1 protein-coding gene is annotated in these 279 nt (G+C 70.6%); it reads left to right on the forward strand.

The window, feature by feature from the left end; all coding sequences use genetic code 11:
• Window positions 1-12: 12 nt before the first annotated feature.
• Window positions 13-279, forward strand: a 267-nt coding sequence (locus CKO35_RS17680) for a 7TM diverse intracellular signaling domain-containing protein (protein WP_200177412.1), incomplete at its 3' end; no start/stop codon positions are given.

The following is a 279-nucleotide window of genomic DNA, read 5'->3' on the forward strand; positions in this document are numbered from 1 at the left end:
CAGACGCCCTTGATGGACGGAGTGCTGGTGGCAATCGGCCTGCTGGCGGCGCTCACCGCCGTGCTCGGCGGGCTCGGGCTATTTGCCATCGCCCAGACGCAGAACGAACTGCTGGCCAGCGCCGGCATCGCGGCCGCGTCGCTCGCGGCCATTCTGGTGCTGCGCCGAGGCTTCACGCCCGCGCGCTGGTACCTGGGCGCGCAGGCGCTGCTGTTCGTCACGGTGGCCGGCGTGGTGCTGAGCAACTGGAAGGTGATCGACGCGCCCTTCATGCTCGCC

Origin of the sequence: Ectothiorhodospira shaposhnikovii, assembly GCF_016584105.1 — a bacterium.
Taxonomy (GTDB): Bacteria; Pseudomonadota; Gammaproteobacteria; order Ectothiorhodospirales; family Ectothiorhodospiraceae; genus Ectothiorhodospira; species Ectothiorhodospira shaposhnikovii.